The sequence below is a fragment of the Pseudomonas sp. FP2254 genome (genome assembly GCF_030687695.1).
Lineage (GTDB): Bacteria > Pseudomonadota > Gammaproteobacteria > Pseudomonadales > Pseudomonadaceae > Aquipseudomonas > Aquipseudomonas quebecensis.
The window spans coordinates 5,320,640-5,339,798 of the sequence record NZ_CP117444.1 but is presented as its reverse complement, the minus strand read 5'-3'; the positions used below and the strand labels follow the sequence as shown (position 1 = coordinate 5,339,798).

The window sequence follows — 19,159 nt, the reverse complement described above, 5'->3', positions numbered from 1 at the left end:
TTGTCACCGATAAGAACGGTTTCCCGGGGTTACCCATTAGGGATTTGTTACTGAATCTGCTGGCGTCACCCGCAGCACCTCAGCCAGCGTTGTGTGGCCGCTCATGACCTTCTGCATGCCAGCCATGCGCAAGCTGCACATTCCTTGCCCTATCGCTGCACGGCGCAGCGCCAGCACGTCGGCTTCGGGGGTAATAAGCGTTTTGAGCGATTCATCCAGCACCATGATCTCGTAGATCCCGGCGCGCCCGTGGTAGCCGCTGTGGCGGCAGTCCGCACACCCCACGGCTTCATGGCGGTCATGTTCCACGCGCTTGCACTGGGGGCATAACACCCGTACCAGGCGCTGCGCCATCACCCCAAGCAAGGTGGCCTTGATCAAATAGTGTGCAACGCCCAACTCCTGCAGCCGGCTGATGGCGCTGGGCGCGTCGTTGGTGTGCAGGGTGGACAGCACAAGATGCCCGGTCAACGCGGCCTGGATGGCCATTTCCGCGGTTTCGTGGTCGCGGATCTCACCGATCATGATGATGTCCGGGTCCTGACGCAGCAAGGCGCGAATACCGCTGGCAAAGGTCAGGTCGATATTGTGCCGGACCTGCATCTGGTTGAACGCCGGCTCCACCATCTCGATCGGGTCTTCAACCGTGCACAGGTTGATTTCTCGGGTCGCCAGTTGTTTGAGCGTGGTGTAGAGGGTGCTGGTCTTGCCGGAGCCCGTAGGGCCCGTGACCAGGATGATCCCGCTGGTCTGGCGTGTCATGGCGTGCCAGCGCCGCTGGTCTTCATCCGATAGGCCCAACTGGTCAAAATCCTTGAGCAGCACCTGGGGATCGAAAATCCGCATCACCAGTTTTTCGCCGAAGGCCGTGGGCAAGGTCGACAGGCGCAGCTCGATTTCGGTACCCGCCGGGCTTTTGGTTTTTACCCGACCATCCTGGGGTTTACGTTTTTCCGCCACATTCATGCGGCCCAGGCTCTTGAGGCGGCTGACCACGGCCACCGCGACCTGGGGCGGGAATTGATAGACATCATGCAGCAGCCCGTCAATGCGAAAGCGTACCCGGCCCTGATCCCGACACGGCTCTATATGGATATCGCTGGCCCGCTGGGCAAAGGCGTACTGCAAAAGCCAATCGACGATCGTGACGATGTGCGCATCGTTGGCGTCCGGCTCCTGATCGCTGGCGCCGAGGTTGAGCAGATCGAAAGGGGCAGGCCCGATGACGTTTTGATCAGCCCTGCTCACCGACTTCGTCAGTCGATAGAACTCGCCTATATACCGTTGAATTGCCTGAGGGTTGGCGACAACGCGGGTAATCGAACGCTTGAGCACCTGTGCCAGCCCCGCCTCCCAACAAGTCACGTAGGGCTGCGCGCTGGCGACGGTGACCGTCAGCCCATCCATGGCCACGGCCAGGATGCCGTGGCGCTGGGCAAACGTATGGGACATCAGCGGCACGACTGTCGCGACATCGATCTTCAGTGGGTCGATGCGCAGATAGGCTTGCCCGGCCTGCTCGGCCAGCCACTGGGTCAAAAGCTCCAGGCCCGGGCCATGTTCCGCGATGCGTTCCAAGGGATGCTGGGCATTATCGTCTGGCAGCGCCGACAAGCGACGCGCGATATCGGGCGAGATCAGCCCTCGTTCGAGCAAGGCCGGCAGCAACGAATGCAGCTTCAATCGGTGATCAATAGCCATGAGGGGTTCCTGGGCAACCTTGGATGTTCTCCCAGGCTAGTCAGCCCCTGACTTTCTTCCCGCCCGCCTGTGTTGCAGGTTTTTACCCGGCAACCGCCACCTGTACGCCGGGGCCCGTGGCATCAATGGCCCATACATCCAGCGAACAGACGCTGATCAGGTTTCGAATCTTTTCACCGATCACCTGGGCCCGATGCCAGCTCAGGCCATCCAGCACGATCTCGATATTCAGCAGCTCTTGTTCTCGACTCACCGTGACCTGCGCCGGCGTCAGAAACTGCAGGGCATAGTAGTTGAGCACCCGGCACAACACATCGGGTTCAGCCTCGGCAACGATCTGGTAATGGGCGCGGCAGTGGGGGCTGTTGGCGGCCCATGCATCGACGCGGGTAAGCGAGGGGGTGGCTTCGATGGTGTGCATGCTCTTGCTCCAGATTCGACGCAGAAATTTTTACATGCGTTAACGGAGATTTCTTATCTAAGATACGGGTTACTGCCGACTATTAAGCGAGATCAATTCAAGAATGGCGGTGAATCAGGTATTTCTATGCAAAATGAACTGGATGTCTACGACCGACGCATTCTAGCGTTGCTGCAAGAGGACGCTTCGCTCTCCAGCGCGCAGATTGCCGAACAGGTGGGCTTGTCCCAGTCGCCGTGCTGGCGGCGCATTCAACGGCTTAAGGAGGAAGGAGTAATCCGCAGCCAGGTGACGTTGCTGAACCGCAAGAAAATCGGCCTTAACACGCAGATATTCGCCGAGGTCAAACTCAACGCCCACGGCCGCTCCAACTTCACTGAATTCACCGAGTCGATTCGCGGCTTTCCCGAAGTGCTGGAGTGTTACGTGCTGATGGGGGCGGTGGATTTCCTGCTGCGCATCGTGACGTCGGATATCGAGGCGTACGAGCGGTTTTTCTTCGAGAAGCTGTCGATGGTACCGGGGATCCAGGAGGTCAATTCGATTGTGGCGCTGTCTGAAATCAAATCGACCACCAGCCTGCCAGTATTGCGCTGACCGGCCTCGCCTTATTGAGGTAGAGGTATCCCGCGTTACACCAGCACGATCAAGAGCGGCTCGTTTTGCATACTTGTAATGAGCAGGCTTGCCCAGCGCGAGGCAAGTCTGCTCACCACGGAGTTATTTTCAGCTTTCAAGATGTGCGTAGAGCTTATCGGGCCTTTGCTGACTACAGGCGCAACAGGGTCTTCCACGCGCGGTTCTGATACACCGCAATCGCCTGGTGCATCCGCGCATCCAGCGATTCATCGGTGATCGGCTGATTGGCCAGTTGCGCCAGCTTGTTCAGCTCGCCGTACAAACGATCCAGTTCCGGAATATCCAGCACATGGCGGGCGTGGTGCAGCCAGGCCTGGATGCGTTCGATGCGCGGCAGTTGCTCGGCCAGGTCTTCCGGCTGCTGCTGGTAGCGCTGCAGTTGCAAGGCGACGGCGTCGTCGGCCAGCAGGCGCGGCAGCCAATTGGCGATTTGCGCGGCGCCCTGGCGGTTGCCACGCACGTTGCGGTCGGCGGTCCAGGTGCGGGCCATCAGCCACCGCGAGGTGTTGAGTGAGAACAGGCCCCAGCGTACGTCGTCCAATTCTTCGGCGAATTGCTCCGGCGCGGCCTTGCGGATGTCTTCATCGTCGTCGCCGGCTTGTACCAGCGGGCGCCAGTCTTCCAACAGCGCATCCAGCGCAGTGCGCAGTTCGCTGGTGGATTGGCGGGGCGCAGCCTGGCCGAGGCTGCCGACCAGGGCGCGCAGTTCGCCGAGGTTGTCGACCCATTCCTGCAGCAGGCGCCAATGGCCATTGAAGCGGTACTGCTCAGCCAGGCGCTGGCTGCTGCCGAGCAGGTGCCACAGGATGGCGGCAAAGGCGTCGTCCAAGGGCATTTCGGCGTGCAACTGCGGTGCCGGCAGGCTCAGGGAGTAACTGCTGGCGTCGTAGAGACGATAGCCGCGCTCGGCCTTGCTGATGTCACACGGCATCAGTGCCAGGGTGGCGGCCAGCTCGGCGGCCAGTTCCAGCAGCGCCGCCGGTTCGCCTTCGCGCAGCTCCAGTTCCAGCTCACAGATCTCTTCTTTCTGCTTGCCGACCACTACGTGGCCCAGGTCCAGGGCGGCTTCGATCACCACTTTGGCCTTGCCACGGCCCCAGGCGATTTCGGCGCGCTCGCGCACGAAATCGGTGGTGAAGATTGGCTTGAGGGTCTTTTTGTCCAGCTCGGCCAATTGCTCGGGCCAGCACTCGCCGTCGAGTTTCTTCACGTCGAGCTTGGCTTTGGGCAAGTCCCAGTTGTACTCATTGCGTTCCGACAAGCCGGCGACGCTCTGGCCGCGGGTCTTGAGGGTCTGAATGATGTCGTCACCGTCCTTGCGCAGACGCAGGGCGACTTTGGCCTGAGCCAGGTCGCGCTCGGGGGTATCGAAATACTGGTTCATCAACTCACGGCGTTCCCAGCCACTTTTGTTGCGTTTTTTCAGTAGCGGGTGCTCACGCAGCGCGGCGAGTGTTTCGCGGCTGACGCGGAGCTTGATTTCGGTTTCTTTCTGCATGGCCGGAAAATCCAGGATCGGGAGCGCAGCCGGGGAAAAGAGTGGCTGCCAAGGTCGTGCAGTGTACAGGACTGAGCCCGGCAACGCGCCGCAACGGTTTATTGTGTCGTGCAGATGCCTCTATAGTGAGGCTCATCCGGGAAGTGGGGAGACCGTGTATGCCGTTGCCGTCCATGAAAGAGCAGTTCGCCGCGTTGATCGCCGCGCCGTCGGTCAGTTGCACCCAGGCGTCCCTGGATCAGACCAACCGCCCGGTAATCGATCTGCTTGCCGGCTGGCTGGGCGACCTGGGTTTCGCCATCGACATCCAGACCGTCAGCCCCGGCAAATTCAACCTGCTTGCCAGTTTCGGCAGCGGCCCCGGCGGCCTGGTGCTGGCCGGTCATAGCGACACCGTGCCATATGACCCCGCGTTGTGGAAAACCGACCCGCTCACGCTGACAGAAGTTGACGGCCGCTGGGTAGGACTGGGCAGTTGCGACATGAAGGGCTTTTTCGCTCTGATCATTGAGGCTGTGTTGCCACTGCTGGATCAACCGTTCAGGCAGCCATTGCTGATCCTCGCCACCTGCGATGAAGAAAGCTCCATGTCCGGTGCGCGAGCGCTGGCCGAAGCCGGTCGCCCCCTGGGTCGCGCAGCGGTGATCGGCGAGCCGACCGGTCTCAAGCCGATCCGCCTGCATAAAGGCGTGATGATGGAGCGCATCGACATCCTCGGTCGCAGCGGTCATTCTTCGGACCCCAGTCTCGGTCACAGCGCCCTCGAGGCCATGCACGATGCCATCGGTGAATTGCGCGGCCTGCGCCTGGCCTGGCAGCGCGAATACCGCAACGCGCAATTCAGCGTGCCGCAACCGACCCTGAACTTCGGCTGTATCCACGGCGGTGACAACCCCAACCGCATCTGTGGCCAGTGCTCCCTGGAGTTCGACCTGCGACCCCTGCCCGGCATGGACCCTGAGGTGTTGCGCAACGCCATCCGGCAGAAGCTCCAACCCCTGGCCGAGCGCCATCAGGTCAAGATCGACTATGCGCCGCTGTTCCCCGCCGTGCCGCCATTCGAGCAGCCGGAAGACGCCGAGCTGGTGCGGGTCGCGGAACGTTTGACCGGTCATCGTGCCGAAGCAGTAGCGTTCGGCACCGAAGCGCCTTATCTTCAGCGCCTTGGTTGTGAAACCCTGGTGCTCGGCCCTGGCGATATCGCCTGTGCGCACCAGCCGGGCGAATACCTCGAAATGTCACGCTTGACGCCTACAGTGCGTCTATTGCGCGGATTGATCGAACATTACTGCCTCAAACCTGCATAAATTAACCCCTGCCTGTTCGTACATAGAAGGAGAGTGAGCGTGTCGCCAAGCCTGTTCCGACGATAACCATCAGCCCGCCGTGCGCTTTCACGATTCATCCTTTTTTGGCTGCTTTTTATTACAGGCCCAGGTGTTATGCCCGAATACGTCAATTGGCTTCGTCATGCTTCCCCTTACATCAATGCCCATCGTGACTGCACCTTTGTGGTCATGTTGCCTGGCGACGGTGTGGACCATCCCAACTTCGGCAATATCGTCCACGACCTGGTGCTGCTCCACAGCCTGGGCGTGCGTCTGGTGCTGGTGCACGGTTCGCGCCCACAGATCGAAGCGCGCCTTGAAGCGCGCGGCCTTACCCCGGCATACCACGAAGGTATGCGCATCACCGATGCCGCCACCCTGGAGTGCGTGATCGATGCGGTCGGTCATCTGCGTATCGCCATCGAAGCGCGCCTGTCGATGGACATGGCCTCATCGCCCATGCAGGGCTCGCGCCTGCGCGTGGCCAGCGGCAACCTGGTGACCGCGCGTCCCATCGGCGTGCTCGAAGGCGTGGACTACCACCATACCGGCGAAGTGCGCCGGGTCGACCGCAAGGGCATCAATCGGCTGCTCGACGAGCGCTCGATCGTATTGCTCTCGCCGCTGGGTTACTCGCCGACCGGGGAGATCTTCAACCTGGCCTGTGAAGATGTCGCTACCCGCGCCGCCATCGACCTGGGGGCGGATAAGTTGCTGCTGTTCGGTGCCGATCTTGGATTGATCGACGAACATGGGCGCCTGGTGCGTGAGTTGCGCCCGCAGCAAGTGCCGGCGCATTTGCAGCGTCTGGGCAGCAGCAACTACCAGGCCGAGTTGCTCGACGCAGCGGCGCAGGCTTGTCGGGGCGGGGTAGGGCGCAGCCATATCGTCAGCTATGCCGAAGATGGCGCGTTGCTCACCGAGCTGTTCACCCGAGACGGTGGCGGTACGCTGGTGGCTCAGGAGCAATTCGAACTGGTACGCGAGGCGGCGATTGAAGACGTCGGCGGCTTGCTCGATTTGATCAGCCCGTTGGAAGAGCAGGGCATTCTGGTGCGTCGTTCGCGGGAAGTGCTGGAGCGTGAAATAGAGCAGTTCAGCGTGGTGGAGCGCGAAGGCATGATCATCGCCTGCGCGGCGCTGTATCAGATCGCCGATTCGGATGCCGGTGAGCTGGCGTGCCTGGCGGTGAACCCCGAGTACCGCCACGGCGGGCGCGGTGATGAGCTGCTTGAGCGCATCGAAACCCGGGCCCGGGCGCAGGGTTTGAAGACCTTGTTCGTGCTCACCACTCGCACCGCCCACTGGTTTCGTGAACGGGGCTTTGTGCCGAGCAGCGTCGATCGCCTGCCGTCCGCCCGCGCCTCGTTGTACAACTACCAGCGTAATTCGAAGATTTTCGAAAAGGCCCTCTAGCTAATCCTCTCCCAAGGTAGGAGCGAACGCGCTCCTACCCTTTTCCTGTTCCCCGTCCTGTTTGTGCTCCGGCAAACGACACCACCCCCTTCAGAACCGTTGAATCAGGCCGATACGCTGAGCGCGAGCAGGGATAGAGCGCGTGACGGGAGGGGCATCGGCCTATGAGCCTTGGCAGGCTTGTCATCAAAAGAAACTATTCCGATACAAAAACTGTAACAAATTGACGGGAGGATATGCGTTTGGCCATCATGGCGTCGCTTTTTTGATCGTACGTGACGTATGCGGCTTTAGACCTGCATTCGATGATCTAAAAAGTGGAAAACAAATACCCTTTAGGAATTAGCTTTTAGGGAGGTTCGTCTATCCTGACCTGCCCGATCTACGTAATGGCTTATTCCGAAATTGTATGAAAAAGAATGAAACAATTCTTTTTGGGTGTATGAAAAACTCATTACCCTGCAGGGACCAAATCAACGGTGGTTAGACGAAGGTAGTAGACACACTAGGTTACGATTGACTTGGTAGTCACTATCTGGCGCTAATCGCGCATCTGTGGATCGAGGGCGTCAGACCCGAGACCTAAGAACTACAAAAATTAGAAACGAGAGGAGCGGTACATGAAGAAGTCCACCTTGGCACTGGCTGTAGCCCTGGGCGCAATCGCTCAGCAAGCAGGCGCTGCTGGTTTCATCGATGACAGTAAAGTAACCCTGGGTCTGCGTAACTTTTACATCAACACCGACAACCGTGATTCGGCTGCTGGCTCTGCTGCCAACAAGCGCGCCGGTGTTCAAAGCAAGCAGGAAGAATGGGGCCAAGGCTTCGACCTGCGTTTCATCTCCGGTTACACCCAAGGCACCGTAGGCTTCGGTCTTGATGCTATCGGCCTGCTGGGCGTTCGCCTGGATTCCGGTGGCGGCACCAACGGTGCTACTGCCTCTTCCTACGGTGGCACTGTGTTCCCGAGCAAGTCCAACGGCGAAGCCGTTGATAACTACTCGAGCCTGGGCCTGACCGCCAAGGCCAAGATTTCCCAGACCGAACTGAAGCTGGGGACTCTGCAGCCCAAGCTGCCGGTCATCGTGACCAACGACGGTCGTCTGCTGCCGCAGACCTTCCAGGGTGGCCAGATCACCACCAACGACATCAAGGATTTGACTCTGGTTGCCGGTCAGATCGAAAAAGCCAAAGGTCGTAACTCCAGCAACGTCGACAACCTGTCGATCTCCGGTGCCAACTCCCGTGGCGCCAACTGGCGTGACAGCAACAAGTTCTACTACGCCGGTGGTGACTACAAGATCACCAAGGACCTGACTGCCCAGTACTACTACGGCAATCTGGAAGACTTCTACAAGCAGCACTTCCTGGGTCTGACTCACAACTGGGCAATCGGCCCGGGCGTGTTGAAATCCGACCTGCGCTACTTCCACAGCACCGATGACGGCAAGAACGGCAACGAGTCGGCCTATTTCTCCTCGGGCAACTACAGCGGCGTGAACTCCGGTCGCGGCAAGGTCGATAACAACCTGTACAGCGGCCTGTTCCTGTACACCCTGGGTGGTCACACCTTCGGTGGTGGTTATCAGGTCAGCAACGGTAGCAGCGACTTCCCTTGGCTGAACCAGGGCGACGGTTCGTCGGCTTACATCACCACCGACATGCAGATCGCCAAGTTCGCCCGTGCCGGCGAGCGCACCTGGCAGGCTCGCTACGCGTATGACTTCGCCAAGGTCGGCGTGCCTGGCCTGACAGCGGGCGTCGTGTACCTCAAAGGTACTGACATCGACACCGTTAACGGTAGCCGTGCAGAGTTCACCGGCCAGTCCGAGTGGGAGCGCGATATCACTGTTGCCTACGTGGTGCCGGAAGGCCCGTTCAAGAACGTCGGCGTGGCCTGGAAAAACGCTATGTGGCGCAACGATGTTGCCGCCGCGCGCGACCAGGACGAAAACCGTGTAATCGTCAGCTACACCTACGCGTTCAAGTAACTGCGTAAAACCTTGCCCGGCGCAACGCCGGGCAAGGTGTGTTGCCTTTCAAGTCGGGCTCACCCCCGTAAGCCCTTCCTGAACCCCTCTTTTACAGCGTCTCAAGGCCTTCTCGAACCTTGAAACCGATGGTGCCCTGCGCCCGGTTCAGCGTCCAATGAACGATTTTTAATATTCCTTTATCGTCTAGATAAATCGATATTTATTCTTTTTAAAATATTCACAACCCATGCACAGTGGCCTCCATAAGCACTCATCAGGAGCCACACCATGAGCCTAAGACTGGGCGATATCGCCCCCGACTTCGAGCAGGATTCCAGCGCCGGCAAGATTCGTTTCCACGAGTGGCTGGGCGATAGCTGGGGTGTGTTGTTTTCCCACCCGGCCGACTTCACGCCGGTATGCACCACCGAGCTGGGGTTTACCGCCAAGCTCAAGGACGAGTTCGCCCAGCGCGGCGTCAAAGCCATCGCGCTGTCGGTCGACCCGGTGGACTCACACCACAAGTGGATCGAAGACATCAACGAAACCCAGCACACCACCGTCAACTTCCCGATCCTGGCCGACGCCGACCGCAAGGTCTCGGACCTCTACGATTTGATCCACCCCAATGCCAGCGACACCCTCACCGTGCGCTCGTTGTTTGTCATCGACCCGAACAAAAAGATTCGCCTGACCATCACGTACCCGGCCAGTACCGGGCGCAACTTCCATGAAATCCTGCGGGTAATCGACTCGCTGCAGCTGACCGACAACCACAAGGTCGCCACCCCCGCCAACTGGCAGGACGGTGATGAAGTGGTGATCGTGCCGTCGCTCAAGGACGAAGACGAGATCAAGAAACGCTTTCCAAAAGGCTATCGCGCAGTGAAGCCGTACCTGCGGCTTACCCCGCAGCCCAATCGTTAACGCGGATATCGCCTCGGGGGCAACCCCCCTCCCACCGTCGATGCACCGCATCTGTAACTGAATCAAAGCAGGGGTTTTCAGGCCGTTTCCACGGCCTTTTTTTTCGCCTGGCGATTGATAGGGCCTATATGTTTTTATGGAATAAACAAATGAAAAAATAAGATTTATAGATATATGAATCAGCTGATAAGGTCTGTTCCATCTTGGCGCCATCGCCACACAGCGAACCGCCGACACCTGCTCAAGGAATTCCTGCATGTTGGTCGTAACACTAGGAGGCAGTCCCAGCCAGCGCTCCCGCTCCGGGGTCTTGCTGGAAAAAACCCGTCAGTGGCTGCAACACAAAGGCGTGGAAGTAGTGAGTTACCAGATACGGGACTTCCCGGCTGAAGACCTGCTGCACGCGCGGTTCGACAGCCCCAAGGTCATCGACCTGCTGGAGCAGGTAGCCAATGCCGACGGCCTGGTGATCGCCACGCCGGTGTACAAAGCCTCCTTCTCCGGTGCGTTGAAAACCGTGCTAGACCTGCTGCCCGAACGGGCCCTGGCCCACAAGGTGGTGCTGCCGATGGCCACTGGCGGCAGCATCGCGCACATGCTGGCGGTGGACTACGCGTTGAAGCCGGTGCTGTCGGCGCTCAAGGCCCAGGAATTGCTCCACGGTATTTTTGCCGAAGACAGCCAGATCGCCTATGGCGAAGGCAACGCCCAGGCGCAATTGGTGCCGGTGCTCGAGCAGCGGTTGCACGAGGCGCTGGACACGCTTTACAGCGCGATGGCCCGTCGCCCAAAACCGCTTGATCCGCATGTGTTAAATGAACGTTTGTTGAGTGCTCGCTGGAGCATTTAAGCCTCACCTGAAACCTGGAAACACTCACCTTACTCAGCCGCCAACGGCCAAGCAGGTGCAGCCAAAACCCCTCATCGCATTTTGGAGAGAGCGCCATGCGCACTGTCATCTTGCGTCGCGGTCTGGTCGCACTGTTTGCTGCGGCTGTGTCCTTCGGCGCCATTGTTCAAGCTCACGCCGCCGAGCCCCTGCGGATCGGCTATCAGAAATACGGCACCCTGGTCCTGCTCAAGGCCAAGGGCACCCTGGAAAAACGCCTGGCCGCCCAAGGCGTGCAGGTGCAGTGGACTGAGTTTCCCGGCGGCCCGCAGTTGCTCGAAGGGCTGAATGTCGGCTCCATCGACTTCGGTGTGACCGGCGAAACCCCGCCGGTCTTCGCCCAGGCTGCAGGTGCCGATCTGCTCTACGTGGCCTACGAGCCGCCGGCGCCGAGCAGTGAAGCGATCCTGGTGCCCAAAGACTCACCGATCAAATCGGTCGCCGAGCTCAAGGGCAAGAAAATCGTGCTCAACAAAGGCTCCAACGTGCACTACCTGCTGGTGCGCGCCCTGGAGGAGGCCGGCCTGAAATACACCGACGTGCAGACCGTATTCCTGCCGCCCGCCGATGCCCGCGCCGCGTTCGAGCGGGGCAGTGTGGATGCGTGGGTGATCTGGGACCCGTATCAGGCCGCCGCCGAGAAACAACTGCAGGCGCGCACCCTGCGTGACGGTACCGGTATTGCCGACAACCATCAGTTCTACCTGGCGACCAAACCCTACGCCGAACAGCACCCCGACGTGATCAAGGCGCTGGTGGAAGAAGTGCGTGCCGTGGGTGAGTGGTCCAAGGCCAACCCGCAGGAAGTCACCGATCAAGTTGCGCCGCTGCTCGGCCTGCCGGCGGACATCACCCTTACCTCGGTCAAACGCCAAGGCTACGGTGCGCTGTTTCTGACCCCGCAGGTGATCGCGGCCCAGCAGAAGATCGCCGACAGCTTCTACCAACTCAAATTGATCCCCAAGCCCTTGAGCATCAAGGACGTGATCTGGACGCCACCTGCCGCGGTGGCTAACGCGCCGTAATCCGACTTCTTCAGGAGACAACTCCATGAGCCTCAATATTTTCTGGTTCCTGCCTACCCACGGTGACGGCCATTACCTTGGCACCGCCGAAGGCGCGCGCGCCGTCGATCACGGCTATCTGCAGCAAGTGGCCCAGGCGGCAGATCGTCTGGGTTTTGGCGGGGTGCTGATCCCCACCGGGCGCTCCTGCGAAGACTCGTGGCTGGTGGCCGCTTCGCTGATCCCGGTGACCCAGCGCCTGAAATTCCTGGTAGCGCTGCGCCCTGGGATCATTTCCCCGACGGTGGCCGCGCGTCAGGCTGCGACCCTGGATCGCTTATCCGGCGGGCGGGCGTTATTCAATCTGGTGACCGGTGGCGACCCTGAAGAACTGGCCGGCGATGGCCTGTTTCTCAGTCACGAAGAGCGCTACCAGGCGTCGGTGGAGTTCACCCGCATCTGGCGCCGCGTGCTCGAAGGCGAAACCGTGGATTACGACGGCCAGCACATCAGCGTCAAAGGCGCAAAATTGCTTTATCCGCCGATCCAGCAGCCACGACCACCGCTGTACTTCGGCGGTTCGTCGGAGGCGGCCCAGGACCTGGCGGCCGAGCAAGTGGAGATGGTGCTGACCTGGGGCGAGCCGCCGGCTGCCGTCGCCGAGAAAATCGAACAAGTGCGCGCCAAGGCCGCCAAACTCGGGCGCACCGTGCGCTTCGGCATTCGTCTGCATGTGATCGTGCGCGAAACCAATGACGAGGCCTGGAGAGCCGCCGACAAGCTCATCTCCCATCTGGACGACGACACCATCGCCCGCGCCCAGGCCTCGTTGGCGCGTTTCGATTCCGTCGGCCAGCAACGCATGGCCGCCTTGCATGGCGGCAACCGCGACAATCTCGAAGTCAGCCCCAACCTATGGGCGGGTGTCGGTCTGGTGCGTGGCGGCGCGGGCACGGCGCTGGTGGGCGATGGCCCAACCGTGGCCGAACGTGTGAAGGAGTACGCGGCCCTGGGCATCGATACCTTTATTTTCTCCGGTTATCCGCACCTGGAAGAGTCATACCGCGTAGCGGAACTGCTGTTCCCGCACCTGGATATCGAACGGCCCGAAGCGCCGAAAAGCGCCGGCTACGTCAGCCCGTTCGGTGAAATGGTCGCTAACGATATCCTCCCCAAAGCTGCGTCACAGAGCTGAGGCGGCGCCATGAGTATTGAAAAAGTGAGCCATCGCGTGGCGCCCTGGGTGCTGCCGGTGCTGTTGCTGGCGGTGTGGCAGTTGTCGGTGTCGGCGGGTTGGTTGTCGACGCGCATCCTGCCGGCGCCGAGCGCGGTGATCGAGGCCGGGGTCAACCTGGTGCGCAGCGGCGAAATCTGGACACACCTGGCCATCAGCGGCTGGCGCGCGGGCCTGGGCTTTGTGATCGGCGGCGCTATCGGCCTCGCGCTGGGCTTTATCACGGGGCTTTCGACGTGGGGCGAGCGCCTGCTCGACAGCTCGGTGCAGATGATCCGCAACGTGCCGCACCTGGCGCTGATCCCGCTGGTAATCCTGTGGTTCGGCATTGACGAGACGGCGAAGATCTTCCTGGTGGCCCTCGGCACGCTGTTTCCGATCTACCTGAACACCTACCACGGCATCCGCAACGTCGACCCGGCGCTGGTAGAGATGTCGCGCAGCTACGGCTTGTCCGGTTTCAGTCTGTTCCGGCAGGTGATCCTGCCCGGCGCGTTGCCGTCGATCCTGGTGGGCGTGCGCTTTGCCCTGGGCTTCATGTGGCTGACGCTGATCGTGGCAGAAACCATCTCCGCCAGTTCCGGCATCGGTTACCTGGCAATGAACGCCCGTGAGTTCCTGCAGACCGACGTGGTGGTGCTGGCCATCGTGATGTACGCGGTCCTCGGCAAGCTCGCCGACCTGGCGGCGCGTGGCCTGGAACGTGTGTGGCTGCGCTGGCACCCGGCGTATCAAGTGAATAAAGGCGGTGCGGTATGACGGCCCAACAACCTCCGCGCCTGCTCAAGGGCATCCCCCTGGCGGTGCGCAAATTGCGCAAATCGTTTGGCGCTCGGCACGTGCTTAAAGAGATTGACCTGCACATCCCCGCGGGCCAGTTCGTGGCTGTGGTCGGCCGCAGTGGTTGCGGTAAAAGTACTTTGCTGCGCCTGCTGGCGGGTCTGGACAAGCCCAGTGGCGGCGAGCTGCTGGCCGGTTCCGCGCCGCTGAGTGAAGCGATTGAAGACACGCGGTTGATGTTTCAGGAAGCGCGCCTGCTGCCGTGGAAAAAAATCATCGACAACGTGGGCCTGGGCCTCAAGGGCGACTGGCGGCCCAAGGCCTTGGAGGCCCTGGGCGCGGTGGGCCTGGCCGAACGCGCCAATGAATGGCCGGCGGCATTGTCCGGTGGCCAGAAGCAACGCGTGGCGCTGGCCCGCGCGCTGATCCACCAACCACGTCTGTTGCTGCTCGATGAGCCGTTGGGTGCGCTGGATGCCCTGACGCGCATCGAGATGCAGCAACTGATCGAAAACCTCTGGCAAAAACATGGCTTCACCGTGCTGCTGGTTACCCATGACGTCAGCGAAGCCGTGGCGATTGCCGACCGGGTGATCCTGATCGAAGACGGCGAAATAGGCCTGGACCTGATCGTCGACCTGCCGCGCCCGCGGGCGCGTGGCTCTCATCGCCTTGCGGCGTTGGAAGCCGAAGTGCTCAACCGTGTGCTGTCGCTGCCCGGCACGCCGCCCGAACCCGAACCTGTTTCACCGTTGCCGACGCAACTGCGTTGGGCGCAATAACTCACTTGTCCCACGAAGGAAGAACACCATGACTATTAAAGCCATCAACGTGCGTAACCAGTTCAAAGGCACCATCAAGGAAATCGTGGTCGGCGACGTGCTGTCGGAAATCGACGTGCAGACCGCCTCCGGTATCGTCACTTCGGTGATCACCACTCGCTCGGTCAAAGAGTTGGAGCTGGTGATTGGTAGTGAAGTGATTGCCTTTGTGAAGTCCACTGAGGTGTCGATTGCCAAGTTGTAATTCGCGTCGCTCTTGAGGCTGCCATCGGGGGCAAGCCCCCTCCCACAGTTTGATCTGTAAACACATTCAAATGTGGGAGGGGGCTTGCCCCCGATGAGGCCGCCCCAACCAACACAAGGCTCAACGCTTGGGCAGGTAAACCGGCAAATACAACCCTACATACGCATCGAACACGCGCATCCCTTCCTCGGCCATGCGCGGCGTGATCAGCCCATGCTGATGCACCGAGCGCGCATACACGCGGTCGCTCAACTCCAGCGCCAGGGCGAACACATCCACATCGCTGGGCAGTGTCGGCAGCTCGAAATGGCGGTTGAAGACCTTGAACATCAGATCGCCCAGTTCCAGATCATGCTGGCGGTCGGCCTGGGTCACTTCGGTGAGGCCATGCTGCGCCAGGATCAACTGGCGCGCGGCGGCGTCCTGGTCGTAGATGGTGAGCATACGTTGCTCGACAATGCAGGACAGGTCGCGCCATTGCTTGAGGCATTCATGGTCGATGGGGGCCTGAATCGCCGCGCGAAACGCCCCATGCACATCGGCCGTCAAAGCCTCCAGCAGCGCCGGCACACCGGCGAAAAAGTGATACACCGACGACGGAGGAATCTGCGCGCGTTCGGCCACGCTGTAGATCGACAAACCTGCCACCCCTTCGGCGGCCAGCAGGGTGCGGGCGGCGTCCAGAATCGCATCGATCCGGGCCTGGCTGCGGGCGCGGGGTTTGCGAGGGGCGGTAGCGGTCATGGAAGTCTCCTACAAGGCAGCGGGCATTGTAGGAGCAGGAATCTGTGTTGTCTGCCAGGCAGCTATCGGGGGCAAGCCCCCTCCCACATTCTGAAAGCATTCACAGGTCAAAATGTGGGAGTGGGCTTGCCCCCGATAAGACCGACCCGGTCTCTCAGAACAGACCCATAAAAAAACGCCACAGACCCAAAGCCTGTGGCGTTTTTTTATCGCCGCAACCGCTTACACGGTATGCAGGTACCAGTTGTACTCAAGGTCGGAGATGGAGTGTTCGAACTCTTCCAGCTCACTTTCCTTGCAGGCGACGAAGATGTCGATGTACTTCGGATCGATGTACTTGGCCATCACCTCGCTGTCGTCCAACTCGCGCAGGGCATCGCGCAGGTTGTTCGGCAGGCTCTGCTCGTTCTGCTCGTAGCTGTTGCCTTCCACCGGTGCGCCAGGCTCGATCTTGTTGGTCAGGCCGTGGTGCACGCCTGCCAGGACCGAAGCCATCAGCAGGTAAGGGTTGGCGTCGGCACCCGCTACGCGGTGTTCGATACGCACCGCATCGGCCGAGCCGGTCGGTACGCGAATCGCCACGGTACGGTTATCCAGACCCCAGCACGGCGAGTTCGGCACGTAGAACTGTGCGCCGAAGCGGCGGTAGGAGTTGACGTTGGGGCACAGGAACGCCATCTGGGCGGGTAGGGTCTCCAGCACACCGCCGATCGCGTGACGCAATGCGGCGTTCTGCTCGGGATCCTCGCTGGCAAAGATGTTCTTGCCGTCCTTGTCCAGGATCGAAATGTGTACGTGCAAACCGTTGCCTGCCTGGCCTGGGTAAGGCTTGGCCATGAAGGTGGTGTCCATCTCATGGTCGTAGGCGATGTTCTTGATCAGGCGCTTGAGCAGTACCGCGTAGTCGCAGGCCTTGATCGGGTCGGCCACGTGGTGCAGGTTCACTTCGAACTGCGCCGGGGCACTTTCCTTGACGATGGCGTCGGCCGGGATGCCTTGCTCTTTGGCACCTTCCAGAATGTCCTGGAGGCAGTCGACGTATTCGTCGAGGTCGTCGATCAGGTAGACCTGTGTCGAGTGCGGGCGTTTGCCGGAGATCGGCGAGCGGGGCGGTTGTGGTCGGCCGTTCACGTTCTCCTGATCGATCAGGTAGAACTCAAGCTCGAAGGCAGCGCAGATGGTCAGACCGAGGTCGTCGAATTTGCTGACAACCTGGCGTAGTACTTCGCGCGGATCGGCGAAGAAAGGTTCACCTTCCAGTTCGTGCATGGTCATCAGCAACTGCGCGGTAGGGCGCTTTTGCCAAGGTTCATTGCACAGGGTGTCGGGGATTGGATAACAGATTCGGTCAGCATCGCCGATGTCCAGACCCAGGCCGGTGCTTTCCACCGTCGAGCCGTTGATATCCAGAGCAAATAAAGAGGCAGGCAGGTTAATGCCCTTCTCGTAAACCTTGTGGAGGCTGGTGCGTTCGATGCGCTTGCCGCGCACCACACCATTCATATCCGCAATTAGAAGGTCTACGTACAGAACCTCAGGATGATCCTTAAGGAACGCGTTCGCTTCGTTAAGCTGAACGGCACGCGGGGGTACCGACATGATGCAACACCTTTGTTGTTAAAAATATCAATCATTGATCTTTTCTGGTTTCAGTCAACCCGAACGGCATGCCGAAGTCAAGCGAGGCCTTTTTTGCCCTAAAAAAGCGCCGTGACGGCTTTTTTGGGGCTTTTCGGGGCGTTTTTTTCGCTTTGACCGGCTTGGGTACCGCAGGCTTGAGCGGGCCGTGTTGTATTTTTTACGGGGGTGTTGTGTAAAAAAATGAACAAGGCTAAGCTCGATTCAAACCCATAACAGCAATAATACCGGGGTGCTTCATGTCTCGCCTGCCGCCAATCGGCGTCTCGGCCTGCTTCACACAGGCTTTGTCATCTGTTCGTTCTTCCTGCGTGAATGCCCATGCCCCGGCCAATATTCTTGACGCCTCGGCCGACCTCTTTTTCCCCCCTTCACTCACCTCGCCTTCGCCCCTGAAGGGCGCCGACCCTGGGTGCCGCTCATGATTCTGCACAAGTTTGGCGTGAGGAATGCATCTGCGCTCCAAATGGCAGGTAAGCTCCTACCCTGAGTGAAGAAACGACGCGGATGCTGCGTCAACCAACGCCTGGCCTTTAATGGATGCCAGGAAACCCAGCCCAGAGGCATTTATGAGTAACAACCTCGACCAGCTCACCGATTGGTTGAAAGACCACAAGATCACAGAAGTCGAATGCATGATTGGCGACCTCACCGGTATCACCCGGGGCAAAATCTCGCCGACCAACAAGTTCATTGCCGAAAAAGGCATGCGCCTGCCCGAGAGCGTTCTGCTGCAGACCGTGACCGGCGACTATGTCGAAGACGACATCTATTACGAACTGCTCGACCCGGCCGATATCGACATGATCTGCCGCCCCGACCAGAACGCGGTATTCCTGGTGCCCTGGGCCATCGAGCCCACCGCCCAGGTGATCCACGATACCTACGACAAGCAAGGCAACCCCATCGAGCTGTCGCCGCGCAACGTGCTCAAGAAAGTCCTCAAGCTCTACGCCGACAAAGGCTGGCAGCCCATCGTGGCGCCGGAGATGGAGTTCTACCTGACCAAGCGCTGCGAAGACCCGGACTTTCCGCTGCAACCGCCGATCGGTCGTTCCGGTCGCCCGGAAACCGGTCGCCAGTCCTTCTCTATAGAAGCGGCCAACGAATTCGACCCGCTGTTCGAAGACGTCTACGACTGGTGCGAGCTGCAGGAACTGGACCTCGATACCCTCATTCATGAAGACGGCACGGCGCAGATGGAAATCAACTTCCGTCATGGCGATGCGCTGTCCCTGGCCGACCAGATCCTGGTGTTCAAGCGCACCATGCGTGAAGCCGCACTCAAGCACGACGTGGCCGCCACCTTCATGGCCAAGCCGATGACCGGTGAGCCCGGCAGCGCCATGCACCTGCACCAGAGCATCATCGACATCGCCACCGGCAAGAACGTCTTCTCCAATGAAGACGGGACCATGAGCGAGCTGTTTCTCAACCACATCGGTGGCCTGCAGAAATTCATCCCTGAGTTGCTGCCATTGTTTGCACCCAATGTGAACTCGTTCCGCCGCTTCCTGCCCGATACGTCGGCGCCGGTGAACGTGGAATGGGGCGAAGAAAACCGTACCGTGGGCCTGCGCGTCCCGGACGCCGGCCCGCAGAACCGTCGTGTGGAAAACCGCCTGCCGGGCGCCGATGCCAACCCGTACCTGGCGATTGCGGCCAGCCTGTTATGCGGCTACATCGGCATGGTCGAAGGCCATAAGCCGAGCGCTCCCGTGGTAGGCCGTGGTTACGAGCGGCGCAACCTGCGCCTGCCGTTGACCATCGAAGACGCCCTGGAACGCATGGAAAACAGCAAGACCATCGAGAAATACCTGGGGCACAAATTCATCACAGGCTACGTCGCGGTCAAGCGGGCCGAGCATGAAAACTTCAAGCGCGTCATCAGTTCGTGGGAGCGGGAATTCCTGCTCTTCGCCGTCTGATGCGCCGGGCGCG

At 60.2% G+C, this 19,159-nt stretch carries 17 protein-coding genes; 12 read left to right on the top strand and 5 right to left on the bottom strand.

Annotated features, from left to right (window positions below):
• Nucleotides 1–36: 36 nt before the first annotated feature.
• Both PSH94_RS24660 and PSH94_RS24655 read right to left on the bottom strand, forming a co-directional pair.
• The gene (locus PSH94_RS24660) at nucleotides 37–1,701 is read right to left on the bottom strand and encodes a GspE/PulE family protein (RefSeq protein ID WP_266247376.1); all 1,665 of its coding nucleotides are present in this window, start codon (nucleotides 1,699–1,701) and stop codon (nucleotides 37–39) included.
• 82 nt (nucleotides 1,702–1,783) lie between these two features.
• Complete coding sequence (locus tag PSH94_RS24655) at nucleotides 1,784–2,122, bottom strand: hypothetical protein (protein ID WP_305435959.1); 339 nt, start codon at nucleotides 2,120–2,122, stop codon at nucleotides 1,784–1,786.
• A gap of 126 nt (nucleotides 2,123–2,248) precedes the next feature.
• Here PSH94_RS24655 and PSH94_RS24650 point away from each other — a divergent pair, with 126 nt between their 5' ends.
• Complete coding sequence (locus tag PSH94_RS24650; protein ID WP_305435958.1) at nucleotides 2,249–2,719, top strand: Lrp/AsnC family transcriptional regulator; 471 nt, start codon at nucleotides 2,249–2,251, stop codon at nucleotides 2,717–2,719.
• Nucleotides 2,720–2,891: 172 nt separating this feature from the next.
• Here PSH94_RS24650 and PSH94_RS24645 read toward each other — a convergent pair whose 3' ends face one another.
• Complete coding sequence (locus tag PSH94_RS24645) at nucleotides 2,892–4,259, bottom strand: inorganic triphosphatase (protein ID WP_305435957.1); 1,368 nt, start codon at nucleotides 4,257–4,259, stop codon at nucleotides 2,892–2,894.
• Between the two features lie 158 nt (nucleotides 4,260–4,417).
• Here PSH94_RS24645 and argE point away from each other — a divergent pair, with 158 nt between their 5' ends.
• From argE to PSH94_RS24595, 10 genes are all read left to right on the top strand, one after another.
• The gene (argE, locus tag PSH94_RS24640) at nucleotides 4,418–5,566 is read left to right on the top strand and encodes an acetylornithine deacetylase (RefSeq protein WP_266247352.1); all 1,149 of its coding nucleotides are present in this window, start codon (nucleotides 4,418–4,420) and stop codon (nucleotides 5,564–5,566) included.
• A gap of 135 nt (nucleotides 5,567–5,701) precedes the next feature.
• Entirely contained in the window at nucleotides 5,702–7,003 is a 1,302-nt protein-coding gene (gene argA, locus PSH94_RS24635) for an amino-acid N-acetyltransferase (protein WP_034101368.1), read from the top strand.
• Between the two features lie 620 nt (nucleotides 7,004–7,623).
• Nucleotides 7,624–8,994, top strand: coding sequence for an OprD family porin (locus PSH94_RS24630; protein WP_034139726.1), 1,371 nt, complete (start codon nucleotides 7,624–7,626; stop codon nucleotides 8,992–8,994).
• A gap of 270 nt (nucleotides 8,995–9,264) precedes the next feature.
• Nucleotides 9,265–9,903, top strand: coding sequence for a peroxiredoxin (locus PSH94_RS24625; protein ID WP_181076420.1), 639 nt, complete (start codon nucleotides 9,265–9,267; stop codon nucleotides 9,901–9,903).
• A 256-nt stretch (nucleotides 9,904–10,159) separates the two neighbouring features.
• Nucleotides 10,160–10,753 (top strand): NADPH-dependent FMN reductase, encoded by a 594-nt coding sequence (gene ssuE, locus PSH94_RS24620; RefSeq protein ID WP_181076421.1) that lies wholly within the window; start codon nucleotides 10,160–10,162, stop codon nucleotides 10,751–10,753.
• Between the two features lie 95 nt (nucleotides 10,754–10,848).
• Nucleotides 10,849–11,817 (top strand): sulfonate ABC transporter substrate-binding protein, encoded by a 969-nt coding sequence (locus tag PSH94_RS24615; RefSeq protein WP_181076422.1) that lies wholly within the window; start codon nucleotides 10,849–10,851, stop codon nucleotides 11,815–11,817.
• A 25-nt stretch (nucleotides 11,818–11,842) separates the two neighbouring features.
• The gene (gene ssuD / locus PSH94_RS24610) at nucleotides 11,843–12,991 is read left to right on the top strand and encodes an FMNH2-dependent alkanesulfonate monooxygenase (protein WP_181076423.1); all 1,149 of its coding nucleotides are present in this window, start codon (nucleotides 11,843–11,845) and stop codon (nucleotides 12,989–12,991) included.
• 9 nt (nucleotides 12,992–13,000) lie between these two features.
• The gene (ssuC, locus tag PSH94_RS24605; protein WP_181076424.1) at nucleotides 13,001–13,789 is read left to right on the top strand and encodes an aliphatic sulfonate ABC transporter permease SsuC; all 789 of its coding nucleotides are present in this window, start codon (nucleotides 13,001–13,003) and stop codon (nucleotides 13,787–13,789) included.
• Nucleotides 13,786–14,592, top strand: coding sequence for an aliphatic sulfonates ABC transporter ATP-binding protein (ssuB, locus tag PSH94_RS24600; protein ID WP_253509740.1), 807 nt, complete (start codon nucleotides 13,786–13,788; stop codon nucleotides 14,590–14,592). Before ssuC ends, ssuB begins: the two co-directional genes overlap by 4 nt.
• Before the next feature lie 28 nt (nucleotides 14,593–14,620).
• Entirely contained in the window at nucleotides 14,621–14,836 is a 216-nt protein-coding gene (locus PSH94_RS24595) for a molybdopterin-binding protein (RefSeq protein ID WP_003176783.1), read from the top strand.
• Between the two features lie 120 nt (nucleotides 14,837–14,956).
• Here the strand turns inward: PSH94_RS24595 and PSH94_RS24590 are convergent, their stop codons facing one another.
• Entirely contained in the window at nucleotides 14,957–15,580 is a 624-nt protein-coding gene (locus PSH94_RS24590; protein WP_181076426.1) for a TetR/AcrR family transcriptional regulator, read from the bottom strand.
• 222 nt (nucleotides 15,581–15,802) lie between these two features.
• Nucleotides 15,803–17,179, bottom strand: a complete 1,377-nt coding sequence (locus tag PSH94_RS24585) for a glutamine synthetase family protein (protein WP_034101359.1) — start codon at nucleotides 17,177–17,179, stop codon at nucleotides 15,803–15,805.
• 608 nt (nucleotides 17,180–17,787) lie between these two features.
• Here PSH94_RS24585 and PSH94_RS24580 point away from each other — a divergent pair.
• Nucleotides 17,788–19,146: a glutamine synthetase family protein gene (locus PSH94_RS24580; protein ID WP_181076427.1), complete on the top strand. Its 1,359-nt coding sequence runs from the start codon at nucleotides 17,788–17,790 to the stop codon at nucleotides 19,144–19,146.
• Nucleotides 19,147–19,159 lie beyond the last annotated feature (13 nt).

Coding starts and splice junctions, on each gene's coding strand:
- PSH94_RS24595 (WP_003176783.1), top strand. CDS start 14,621: ATGACTATTAAAGCCATCAACGTGCGTAACCAGTTCAAAGGCACCATC.
- argE (WP_266247352.1), top strand. CDS start 4,418: ATGCCGTTGCCGTCCATGAAAGAGCAGTTCGCCGCGTTGATCGCCGCG.
- ssuD (WP_181076423.1), top strand. CDS start 11,843: ATGAGCCTCAATATTTTCTGGTTCCTGCCTACCCACGGTGACGGCCAT.
- ssuC (WP_181076424.1), top strand. CDS start 13,001: ATGAGTATTGAAAAAGTGAGCCATCGCGTGGCGCCCTGGGTGCTGCCG.
- ssuE (WP_181076421.1), top strand. CDS start 10,160: ATGTTGGTCGTAACACTAGGAGGCAGTCCCAGCCAGCGCTCCCGCTCC.
- PSH94_RS24645 (WP_305435957.1), bottom strand. CDS start 4,259: ATGCAGAAAGAAACCGAAATCAAGCTCCGCGTCAGCCGCGAAACACTC.
- argA (WP_034101368.1), top strand. CDS start 5,702: ATGCCCGAATACGTCAATTGGCTTCGTCATGCTTCCCCTTACATCAAT.
- PSH94_RS24590 (WP_181076426.1), bottom strand. CDS start 15,580: ATGACCGCTACCGCCCCTCGCAAACCCCGCGCCCGCAGCCAGGCCCGG.
- PSH94_RS24615 (WP_181076422.1), top strand. CDS start 10,849: ATGCGCACTGTCATCTTGCGTCGCGGTCTGGTCGCACTGTTTGCTGCG.
- PSH94_RS24650 (WP_305435958.1), top strand. CDS start 2,249: ATGCAAAATGAACTGGATGTCTACGACCGACGCATTCTAGCGTTGCTG.
- PSH94_RS24625 (WP_181076420.1), top strand. CDS start 9,265: ATGAGCCTAAGACTGGGCGATATCGCCCCCGACTTCGAGCAGGATTCC.
- PSH94_RS24580 (WP_181076427.1), top strand. CDS start 17,788: ATGAGTAACAACCTCGACCAGCTCACCGATTGGTTGAAAGACCACAAG.
- PSH94_RS24630 (WP_034139726.1), top strand. CDS start 7,624: ATGAAGAAGTCCACCTTGGCACTGGCTGTAGCCCTGGGCGCAATCGCT.
- ssuB (WP_253509740.1), top strand. CDS start 13,786: ATGACGGCCCAACAACCTCCGCGCCTGCTCAAGGGCATCCCCCTGGCG.
- PSH94_RS24660 (WP_266247376.1), bottom strand. CDS start 1,701: ATGGCTATTGATCACCGATTGAAGCTGCATTCGTTGCTGCCGGCCTTG.
- PSH94_RS24585 (WP_034101359.1), bottom strand. CDS start 17,179: ATGTCGGTACCCCCGCGTGCCGTTCAGCTTAACGAAGCGAACGCGTTC.
- PSH94_RS24655 (WP_305435959.1), bottom strand. CDS start 2,122: ATGCACACCATCGAAGCCACCCCCTCGCTTACCCGCGTCGATGCATGG.